Genomic DNA, 9,821 nt, shown 5'->3' with positions numbered 1-9,821 from the left:
ACGATCAATTGTACGACAAACGCGAGTTCTATGGTAACTTCACTTTGTTCAGATAGCCTCAATCTCCGATAGTTATCATAAAGGATATACTTATCTGTTAAGAAAAATACGATATTTGTTAAAAAATATCGTATTTTTCTTTTTTTGTTTTCTAAAACTTTCGTACCTTTGAGCCATAATTATGATTTCTTAATTGAATATGATTTATATTGAATTGTTAGTAGTGCTTCTTGCTATTTTTATAGGAGCTAGAGTAGGAGGTATCGGGCTTGGTATCTTTGGTATGATAGGTTTGGGTATTTTGGTTTTTGGCTTTGGGCTCAAACCAGGTAACCCTCCTATTGATGTAATGCTCATTATTGTAGCAGTGATTACAGCTGCTGCTACCTTGCAAGCAGCAGGAGGTTTGGACTACTTGGTGAAGGTGGCCGAGAAAATCCTGCGTAAAAACCCTTCTATGATCACTTTTTTAGCGCCTATAGTGTGCTACTTTTTCACTTTATTTTCAGGGACAGGACATATTGCCTATTCACTATTGCCTATTATTTCTGAAATAGCTACCGATAGCAAAGTGCGACCTGAGCGTCCACTTTCTATCTCAGTAATCGCTTCGCAACAAGCCATTACTGCCAGCCCTATTTCGGCAGCAACGGCTGCTTTGCTTTCTGCTGAACTATTAGGAAGCAAAGGTATTACACTTGGTAATATACTAATGGTCTGTATTCCTGCAACCCTTATTGGGGTAATTGTGGGAGCTATAGCAGTGAGATTTATGGGCGTACCTCTCGAAAAAGACCCTGAATATTTGCGTCGTTTAAAAGAAGGTTTGCTAGAAAAAGAAAATCACTCTGCTGGGCAAGAAAGTGAGAAAGACCAACAAAGAGCAAAAACGTCAGTGATTATTTTCCTTATGGGAGTACTTTCTATTGTGCTTTTTGGTTCTATTGATACATTACGCCCTGCTTTTGAGGTAAATGGAGAAATGCAAAGAATAGGAATGACTCAGCTCATCGAAATTATAATGATGTCTATTGCTGGCTTGATGATTATTTTTGCTCGAGTAGACATCAATAAAGCAGTAAAAGGTTCTGTATTTATTGCAGGTATGCAAGCAGTGATAGCTATTTTTGGGATAGCTTGGATGGGAGATACTTTCTTCAATGGTAATATTGAGTTCTTCAAAATGCACATCGAACAAATCGTTACCCAATATCCTTTCCTCTTTGCAGTAGCACTTTTTGTAATGTCTGTTCTTTTGTTTAGTCAAGCAGCAACAGTGCGTACGCTCTATCCTTTGGGAATTGCTTTAGGTATTCATCCAATGGCTCTTGTAGCTATGTTCCCTGCAGTAAATGGTTATTTCTTTATTCCTAACTATCCTACTGTAGTTGCTGCTATCAATTTTGATAGAACGGGTACAACTCGTATCGGTAAGTATGTGCTGAACCACTCTTTTCAAATACCTGGTTTCGTAGCAACTATTGTCGCTATTACAGTAGGTTATTTAATAATAATGTTTATGTAAGCTTAAATCTAAGCCTAAAACCTAGAAACTAAAAACCAAATATATATGATAACATTGATGAAAAAATTAGCCCTTTCATTGTTGTTGATGATGTCTGTGGCTGTCTTTGCGCAACAAAAGCCAAAGATTCGTATTTTAGCTACTGGAGGTACTATCGCTGGGGTAAGTAAATCAAATACTGAAACGAACTATAAGGCTGGTGAACTCGGTATTTACCAACTCTTAGAAGCTGTGCCTGAGGTGAAAAATGTAGCCAACGTCAGTGGTGAGCAAATCGTAAAAATTGGTTCACAAGATATGAATGATGAGGTATGGCTTACCCTTGCCAAACGTATCAACCAATTGCTCAACAAAGAAGGTTATGACGGTGTTGTAATCACTCACGGTACCGATACAATGGAAGAAACGGCTTACTTCCTCAACCTTACTGTTCACAGTAAAAAACCAGTAGTAATGGTAGGGGCAATGCGCCCTGCAACAGGTATGAGTGCCGATGGACCTATGAATCTTTACAACGCTGTGGTAACTGCTGCCGATAAAAATGCAATGGGGCGCGGTGTAATGGTTTGTATGAACGATATTGTACTTGATGCCAAAGATGTCATTAAAACCAATACTACTGCTGTAGAAACTTTCCAAGGTGCTAATTATGGCAAATTAGCTTATATTCACAACGGCAAAGTGTTCTTTAACCGCACTCCTGAAAACAAACACACTTATCAATCCGTTTTCAATGTAGATAATTTAAAAGAATTGCCTAAAGTAGGTATTGTATATAGTTATTCTAATGTGTCTGAATTGCCAATGAAATCCTTTATGGACGCTAAATTTGATGGCATTGTACACGCTGGAGTAGGTAATGGTAACCTCTATCACACTATCTTTGATTTGGCAGTGAAAGCTAGAGAACAAGGCATTCAGTTTGTACGTTCTTCACGTGTACCTACAGGAGCGACTACTCTCGATGCCGAGGTAGATGATGCTAAATATCAATTTGTAGCTTCACAAGCACTCAATCCACAAAAAGCTCGTGTACTACTGATGTTAGCACTTACTAAAACCAAAGATTGGAAACAAATCCAAAAATATTTTAATGAATACTAAAACAAGTAAGAGATAAGAGGTATTTTTAATTATCACCTCTTATCTCTTACTTTTTACCTTTTACCTTATTATGAAAAGAATATTATTGGCAATGAGCTTCCTAGTAGGAGGTGTTGCCACCGCACAACAAGATTTGCAAGACCAAATCAATCAATTGAGGGCAGAAATAAACCAGCTAAAAGCTAATCCTGCGCCTCTGCCTATGCCTGAAAATGAAGGAGAACAGCCTATTCATAAAAAGTTCAATATGTATTTCAACTTTCAAAGTAGTTTTGATGTTGAAAAAGAAAAAGACCAAGATATGACTGCGCAATTCAAAGCACGCCAATTGCGATTGGAGGTTCGAGGAGATATTACCGACCGTATTTTCTATCGTTTCCGCCATCGTTTGAATAAATCAAATGCAGCAACTTCTTTGGATAATCTCGCCAAAGCTACCGATATGCTTTACGCAGGTTTCCGTTTAGACGATAAATGGACACTTACTGCAGGTAAGATGTGTCAAGCGTGGGGTGGTTTTGAGTTTGATTTAAACCCAATGAACATCTATGAATATTCTGACTTTGTTGACAATATGGATAACTTTATGTTAGGAGCAATGATTACTTATGCTCCTAACGAAAATCACGAGTTTAACTTCCAAATTACTGATGTACGTAATGATAAATTTGCGGATATTTATGGAACAGCTACAAATACAATCAATGCAAGCAAAGCTCCATTAACCTACATTTTTAATTGGAATGGTAATTTGTTTGATAATCTTATCCAAACTCGTTGGGGAGGAGGTTTGCAAAGTGAAGCTGCTGGTTATAACAACTGGATGTTGATGTTGGGTACCAAACTTAATTTACCTAAGTTCCAAGTCTTTTTTGATTATATGATGGCTAATGAACAATTAGATAGATTGAACTATACCCCTTTAAGTGCTAATGGAAAAACAGCAACCCCAGTAAAAGATGCCAAGTACAATAGCTTTGTACTAAAAGCTGAGTATCAACCTGTACCTCATTGGAATATCTTTGCTCAAGGTATGTATGAAACTGCTAAAAGTGATTTACCTAATAATGAACTTAAAAGTATAGGCTACTATGCAGGAGTTGAATATTTGCCTTTTGAAAAACAAGACTTGCGTTTCTTCTTGGCTTATATAGGAAGAAGTCAGGATAATAAAAATACAAATATAACAAAAGATACCAATCGCGTGAGCCTCGGTTTGATGTATCGCATCAAAGCGTTCTAATAATTAGCTAATAAATAAATCAATACAAAAAGCTGCTCAAAAAAAATAACTTTTCTTGAGCAGCTTTTTGTTAATTGAAATCAAACCAGTCGCCACGTACTTTTAGCACTTGTTCAATCACATCGCGTACAGCCCCTTCTCCACCATCGCGGTGAGATATGTAGTGAGCTACCGCTTTTACTTCGGATACAGCATCTTGAGGGCAAGTAGCTAAACCAGAGTGTTTCATAGGAGAAATATCAGGAATGTCATCTCCCATATAGAGAATTTGTTCTGTTTTAAGTCCTTTACTCTTTTGGTACTCTAAAAAAGTCTCAAGTTTCTCGTGACGAAGCATAAAAATATCAGTTACGCCAAGGTTTTCAAAGCGTTTGCGTACTCCCACATTGCCGCCTCCTGTGATAATACATACAGTATAACCTTTTGCAATAGCTGTCTTCAAAGCAAATCCATCTTTCATATTTGTACTGCGTAATAGGTCTCCATCGTTATCTACAAGTACTTGAGTGTTAGTAAAAACACCATCTACATCAAAGATAAAAGTAGTAATGTCTTTCAGTTTTTCTTTATAATTCTTTTCTTCCATAAGTGTTTATTATTGATTTTGTGATAATATCGTATATTTCTTTATAGTTATCATTAAGCATCGCTAAGTGGTTAGAGATAGTTAGAGAGTCGTTGCGTCTTGCAGGCCCTGTTTGAGCATCGAAAGCTGAAGTATTTTGCAGTTTTGCAAAAGTCTCTTTGAGGAGAGGTTGTAGAATTTCAAAAGGCACCTCGTTTTCTTTACATATCTGCTGACTTATATATACCAAATGGTTACTAAAATTGTTCATAAACACAGCAGCGAGGTGTAGTACTCTGCGTTGATAACTGTTCAGTGCGTATATTTTTGTGGAAAGCAAAGATGCCAAACGTTGTAGTAGGTAGAAATCATTAGTATTTTCAGCTTCCAAGCAAAAAGGTACTTTCTCGAAATCTACAATTGTTTGTTTATTCATCGTTTGTAAGGGATAGAATACACCTCGCCTATTTTTAGAGTCAATAGCCTCAATAGAAGTGTTGCCCGAGGTATGTACCACCAATTGATTTTCAAGAGGTATTTTTTCTGATACTTCAGTGATAGCCTCATCTTTCACGGTGATAATACACACATCAGCAGGGCGCAAAAGGCTGAGATTATGCGTTTTTTCTATTTCAAAAGCATTGAACTCAGGACTTAACTCACTGCGGTTATATAGTTGCTGCAATCGCACCTCAGGATGATTGTAGAACGCACGTGTGAGTTGGTAAGCCATATTGCCAGCACCTATGATATTGATGTGTATCGCCATACAAGTTTTTTTGATGGGGCAAAGGTAGGGATAATTTTTCCAATTATCAAATCTTGTCCTCTAGTACCTTATTACCTATGTAATGACATCTTTTTTTTGAAAAAATGCATAGATTCATTTATTTTGTATATATTTGCAAAAAAATATGTAGATAACACATTATTTTATAGTGTAGAAATGAATTTTTTCGCTAAGATATTTAAACGTAATAACATAGAACCACCCCAGCAACTTACGGAAGATGAGCAATTTGCAATGAATTTTACCAAAAATGGTGGTAAGTTTATCTATTGTACTTCAGATCTTGAGGTGCAAGAGGTCTTTCGCAATATATTGAAAGAGTTAGGCGTTTATGTGAAAATGAGTAGCAATGCATCGCCTATAATCAATGAAATGTTTGAGGAACACAGCCCAATGTTTACATCCGATATAGAAACTTCTAATGTATATTTAATAGACTGTGAGTATCTTATAACTTCTCTCGGAGGAATAATGCTCTCCTCTCACCAGCTAAAACACCGAAAAATGGATGAGTTGCCAGAGGTATTTATCATTTTTGCTAAAACAAGTCAGATGGTAAAGGATATTCCAGAGGGAATGAAAGGTATTAAGAAAAAATATATAGGTCATATCCCTACAGGGCTCATCACTTTGCAGAGCTTTACCGATAATCCTGATACCCAAACGATTTCGAATTATGGTACAAGCTCTAAGAAAACCTATCTTATTCTGTTAGAAGATTTACCTATTGATAAACAATAATTTATGAACGAACTATTCAAAAGAACGATTACGGGGTTTATTTATGTTTTCCTATTGCTATCAGCAATTATGCTTAACCCCGATGCTTTCGACTTCTTATTTTTGTCTTTTGGTATTATTTGCTTGTTTGAGTTTAAAATGCTCATCAGACTTAAAGAACTACATATATTCTTACTTTTTTTATTAGTTTGGTGGCTTTTTATCCATCTAAGAACATATCCTTTTTCTGTTTACATATTGCTTTTGGCCACTTTGCTTACCAATATATATCTCATAATGATGCTTTTCAATGAGAAAACTCCAATTCGTAAACAAAGTAATAATACAAAGCTACTCATTAGCTTGCTCTATATAGGTGGAGGCTGCATATTTGTACCTCTTATCTATAAAAATGAAAATAATACAAATGTTAATTACTTATTCCAATACCTTTTTAATAATCAGTCGCAAATCACAATGATTGGACTTTTGTGCATTATATGGGCAAGTGATACATTTGCTTATCTCACTGGAAGAGCTTTTGGTAAACACAAACTCTTTGAACGTATTTCACCTAAAAAAACTATAGAAGGTTTCCTAGGGGGGCTCGTAGGAGCAATGATCATCGCTACTGCTATTTCATACTATAGCGCTCACCCTCTATGGCAATGGTTAGTGTTAGCTATCATTCTAGTAATTACAGGTACTTTAGGCGATTTAGTAGAGTCTAGCTTCAAACGAGCTGCTAATGTGAAAGATAGTGGAACAATATTGCCAGGACACGGTGGTTTGCTCGACCGTCTTGATAGCCTTATTTTTGCTTCTCCTTTTGCTTATTTCACCCTTCTTATTTTTGAACTATTTTAATGATGAATTTCTATAAATATCAAGGAACAGGTAATGACTTTGTGATGATTGATAATCGCGAAGGAACTTTTCCTAAAGATAACGAAAAACTTATAGCTCACTTGTGCGATAGACGCTTCGGCATTGGTGCCGATGGTCTTATCCTGCTTGAAAATGATTCTCAGTATGATTTTCGTATGGTATACTACAATTCCGATGGACGCCAAAGTACAATGTGTGGCAATGGTGGACGCTGTGTAGTAGCTTTTGCTAAACAGTTGGGGGTAATAGAAAGAGAAACACTATTTATAGCTATTGATGGTGAGCACCGCGCAACCATTGAAGGTGATAACTATGTGCATTTGCAAATGAAAAATGTAACATCAGTAGAAGAACATCAAGGCTATGTATTCTTAAATACAGGCTCACCTCACCACGTACAATGGGTAGACGATGTAGAGACTGTGGATGTAAAACCCGAAGGCGCTGCTATACGTTATGGCACTCTTTACGCCGATAAAGGTGGTAGCAACGTGAATTTTGTAAGCAAAAAAGATGGAAGTTTTAAGGTGCGTACCTACGAACGTGGTGTAGAAGATGAAACTTACTCTTGTGGTACAGGCGTTACTGCTGTTGCAATAGCATTGTATCACACCAAACAAACAAAAGCACAAACTATTACACTACACACTCGTGGAGGTGATTTACAAGTGAGTTTTGATAGGGTAGCCGAGGAGTATAAGAATATCTATTTAAGTGGCAGTGCTCAATTTGTGTTTGAAGGAGTAATAAAATGATAAAATTAAGAGCTTTAGAACCTGAAGATATAGATTTCTTATATCACTTAGAAAATGAAGAGAGTTTGTGGGAGGTGAGTGAAACTCAATTGCCTTTTGCTAAACATTTGTTACAGGACTATATACAACACGCTCATCAAGATATTTATGAAGCTAAACAATATCGTTATGTGATAGCACTCAATGAAGAGCCTTTGGGTTGTGTAGATTTATACGATTTTAGTCCCAAACATCACAGAGCAGCTGTAGGAATAGCACTTTTGCCCAATTATCAAGGGAAAGGATATGCTAAAAAAGCCTTACAGTTACTCATTTCCAATGTACAAAAATACTTAGATTTGCATCAACTTATTGCATACATTCCTACTGATAATATAGTGAGTATAGCTCTCTTTGAAAAAATAGGCTTTACTTGTAGTGGTATACAAAAGGATTGGCTTTATAGTCAAGGTAAGTATAAAGATGTAGCACTATACCAACTTTTTTTTGGTAGATAAAAAAAAAGTACTACATTTGCCCAGAAAATTAAAATTTTCAAATAACTCAAACAACAAAATAATTTTAATATGCAAAGAGACATTGATATTTTTGAACTGATTGAAGACGAAAGAGAGCGTCAAGTGTTAGGTATTGAACTTATAGCCTCTGAAAACTTTGTAAGTGACCAAGTAATGGAAGCAGCTGGATCAGTACTTACTAACAAATATGCTGAAGGTTACCCTGGTAAACGCTATTATGGTGGCTGTGAAGTGATTGACGAAATAGAGCAAATCGCTATTGACCGTGCTAAAGCTCTATTTGGTGCTGAATACGCAAACGTACAACCTCACAGTGGTTCGCAAGCCAATGCAGCTGTATACGCTACTTGCCTTAAACCTGGAGATAAAATTCTCGGCTTCGATCTTTCTCACGGTGGTCACCTTACTCACGGTTCTCCTGTGAACTTTTCAGGTAGATTGTATGAACCTGTATTCTATGGAGTAGAAAAAGAAACAGGACGACTCAATTACGACAATATATTGGAAATAGCCAAACGTGAGCAACCTAAAATGATAGTAGCAGGCGCTTCTGCATATTCTCGTGATATAGACTTTAAGCGATTTAGAGAAATAGCTGATGAAGTAGGAGCTATTCTCTTTGCCGATATTGCACACCCTGCAGGACTTATAGCTAAGGGATTGTTAAATGACCCAATTCCACATTGCCACATCGTAACTACTACCACTCATAAAACCCTGCGCGGTCCACGTGGTGGTCTTATTTTGATGGGGAAAGACTTTGAGAATCCTTTTGGTATCAAGACTCCTAAAGGAGAAGTAAGAATGATGAGTTCTTTACTCGATAGTGCCGTATTCCCTGGTAACCAAGGAGGTCCTTTAGAACACATCATTGCTGCTAAAGCTATTGCTTTTGGCGAAGCTCTTTCTGATGATTTTCTTCATTACGCTATTCAAGTACAGAAGAACGCACGTAAGTTAGCCTCTATTCTTTTAGATAAGGGGTATGATATCATCTCTAAAGGAACTGATAATCACTTGATGCTTATCGATTTGAGAAATAAAGATGTAAGTGGTAAAGAAGCTGAAGAAGCTCTCGGTAAAGCTGATATTACAGTGAATAAGAATATGGTACCTTTTGATACTCGTTCTCCTTTTGTAACCAGTGGTATTAGAGTTGGTGTCTCAGCTATCACTACCCGCGGGCTCAAAGAAGCTGATATGGAACGCATCGCCGATTTTATAGACCGTGCTATTACTCATCGTGCCAATGATGAAATGCTAGAGGAAATTGCAGACGAAGTGAATAACTTCATGGAAAATAGACCTCTGTTTGCATATTAAGAAAAAATCACAAATTGATTTTTTTTTTGTAAAAAAGAGGTACTCTAAATAGAGTGCCTCTTTTTTAATAAAAAGTGATAAGATGTTCACACATAATCATTTACATACTTGTGTATTTTAGACAATAGAGAAAAATATCAACTATATAAAAAAAAATTATACAAAAATACTCATTTTTCAATAAAAAGATGTAACTTTGCCGAGTTATAGCTGCTAACTAAAAGCTATAACTATTTAAAAATCAATAGCAAATATATAAAGACGATTTTATTATGATTAAAAAAACGTTGTTTTCAGTACTAACGATGTTATTCTGTACTGAGATTTTCGCTCAGCAAGAGTCTCAATATACTCAGTATATGTATAACACTATGTTGTTTAATCCAGGGT

Annotated in this window: 11 protein-coding genes; 9 read left to right on the top strand and 2 right to left on the bottom strand. The window is 36.4% G+C overall.

Going from position 1 to position 9,821, the window contains the following annotated elements; all coding sequences use genetic code 11:
• The first annotated feature begins 199 nt into the window (after positions 1 to 199).
• The 3 genes from Q0162_RS05215 to Q0162_RS05205 all read left to right on the top strand — a co-directional run bounded on the left by Q0162_RS05215 (position 200) and on the right by Q0162_RS05205 (position 3,872).
• Positions 200 to 1,525: an anaerobic C4-dicarboxylate transporter family protein gene (locus Q0162_RS05215; RefSeq protein WP_297890079.1), complete on the top strand. Its 1,326-nt coding sequence runs from the start codon at positions 200 to 202 to the stop codon at positions 1,523 to 1,525.
• Between the two features lie 45 nt (positions 1,526 to 1,570).
• A complete protein-coding gene (gene ansB / locus Q0162_RS05210) occupies positions 1,571 to 2,629 on the top strand; it encodes an L-asparaginase 2 (RefSeq protein ID WP_297890077.1) in 1,059 nt (352 codons plus the stop codon).
• Positions 2,630 to 2,699: 70 nt separating this feature from the next.
• Positions 2,700 to 3,872 (top strand): porin, encoded by a 1,173-nt coding sequence (locus tag Q0162_RS05205; RefSeq protein ID WP_297890074.1) that lies wholly within the window; start codon positions 2,700 to 2,702, stop codon positions 3,870 to 3,872.
• A gap of 70 nt (positions 3,873 to 3,942) precedes the next feature.
• On the opposite strand, the gene Q0162_RS05200 is transcribed toward Q0162_RS05205, so the two are convergent.
• Together Q0162_RS05200 and Q0162_RS05195 are read right to left on the bottom strand one after the other, a co-directional pair.
• A complete protein-coding gene (locus Q0162_RS05200) occupies positions 3,943 to 4,458 on the bottom strand; it encodes an HAD family hydrolase (RefSeq protein ID WP_297890072.1) in 516 nt (171 codons plus the stop codon).
• The gene (locus Q0162_RS05195) at positions 4,439 to 5,206 is read right to left on the bottom strand and encodes a Rossmann-like and DUF2520 domain-containing protein (RefSeq protein ID WP_297890070.1); all 768 of its coding nucleotides are present in this window, start codon (positions 5,204 to 5,206) and stop codon (positions 4,439 to 4,441) included. Before Q0162_RS05195 ends, Q0162_RS05200 begins: the two co-directional genes overlap by 20 nt.
• A gap of 177 nt (positions 5,207 to 5,383) precedes the next feature.
• On the opposite strand from Q0162_RS05195, the gene Q0162_RS05190 reads away from it, so the two are divergent.
• The 6 genes from Q0162_RS05190 to Q0162_RS13285 all read left to right on the top strand — a co-directional run.
• Positions 5,384 to 5,968, top strand: a complete 585-nt coding sequence (locus Q0162_RS05190) for an LUD domain-containing protein (protein WP_040362017.1) — start codon at positions 5,384 to 5,386, stop codon at positions 5,966 to 5,968.
• 3 nt (positions 5,969 to 5,971) lie between these two features.
• Positions 5,972 to 6,814, top strand: coding sequence for a phosphatidate cytidylyltransferase (locus tag Q0162_RS05185; protein WP_297890066.1), 843 nt, complete (start codon positions 5,972 to 5,974; stop codon positions 6,812 to 6,814).
• Positions 6,814 to 7,590 (top strand): diaminopimelate epimerase, encoded by a 777-nt coding sequence (gene dapF, locus Q0162_RS05180; protein ID WP_095900920.1) that lies wholly within the window; start codon positions 6,814 to 6,816, stop codon positions 7,588 to 7,590. The genes Q0162_RS05185 and dapF overlap by 1 nt, the downstream gene beginning before the upstream one ends.
• The gene (locus Q0162_RS05175) at positions 7,587 to 8,087 is read left to right on the top strand and encodes a GNAT family N-acetyltransferase (RefSeq protein WP_297890061.1); all 501 of its coding nucleotides are present in this window, start codon (positions 7,587 to 7,589) and stop codon (positions 8,085 to 8,087) included. The genes dapF and Q0162_RS05175 overlap by 4 nt, the downstream gene beginning before the upstream one ends.
• Positions 8,088 to 8,156: 69 nt before the next feature.
• Positions 8,157 to 9,431, top strand: a complete 1,275-nt coding sequence (gene glyA / locus Q0162_RS05170) for a serine hydroxymethyltransferase (RefSeq protein WP_297890059.1) — start codon at positions 8,157 to 8,159, stop codon at positions 9,429 to 9,431.
• 272 nt (positions 9,432 to 9,703) lie between these two features.
• On the top strand, positions 9,704 to 9,821 hold a 118-nt coding region (locus Q0162_RS13285; RefSeq protein ID WP_367272167.1), incomplete at its 3' end, for a type IX secretion system membrane protein PorP/SprF.

It is taken from the genome of uncultured Capnocytophaga sp. (genome assembly GCF_937936315.1).
Classification (GTDB): Bacteria; Bacteroidota; Bacteroidia; order Flavobacteriales; family Flavobacteriaceae; genus Capnocytophaga.
The sequence above is the reverse complement of the archived record's forward strand: the minus strand, read 5'-3'. Positions and strand labels throughout refer to the sequence as shown.

Coding starts and splice junctions, on each gene's coding strand:
- Q0162_RS05215 (WP_297890079.1), top strand. CDS start 200: ATGATTTATATTGAATTGTTAGTAGTGCTTCTTGCTATTTTTATAGGA.
- ansB (WP_297890077.1), top strand. CDS start 1,571: ATGATAACATTGATGAAAAAATTAGCCCTTTCATTGTTGTTGATGATG.
- Q0162_RS05205 (WP_297890074.1), top strand. CDS start 2,700: ATGAAAAGAATATTATTGGCAATGAGCTTCCTAGTAGGAGGTGTTGCC.
- Q0162_RS05200 (WP_297890072.1), bottom strand. CDS start 4,458: ATGGAAGAAAAGAATTATAAAGAAAAACTGAAAGACATTACTACTTTT.
- Q0162_RS05195 (WP_297890070.1), bottom strand. CDS start 5,206: ATGGCGATACACATCAATATCATAGGTGCTGGCAATATGGCTTACCAA.
- Q0162_RS05190 (WP_040362017.1), top strand. CDS start 5,384: ATGAATTTTTTCGCTAAGATATTTAAACGTAATAACATAGAACCACCC.
- Q0162_RS05185 (WP_297890066.1), top strand. CDS start 5,972: ATGAACGAACTATTCAAAAGAACGATTACGGGGTTTATTTATGTTTTC.
- dapF (WP_095900920.1), top strand. CDS start 6,814: ATGATGAATTTCTATAAATATCAAGGAACAGGTAATGACTTTGTGATG.
- Q0162_RS05175 (WP_297890061.1), top strand. CDS start 7,587: ATGATAAAATTAAGAGCTTTAGAACCTGAAGATATAGATTTCTTATAT.
- glyA (WP_297890059.1), top strand. CDS start 8,157: ATGCAAAGAGACATTGATATTTTTGAACTGATTGAAGACGAAAGAGAG.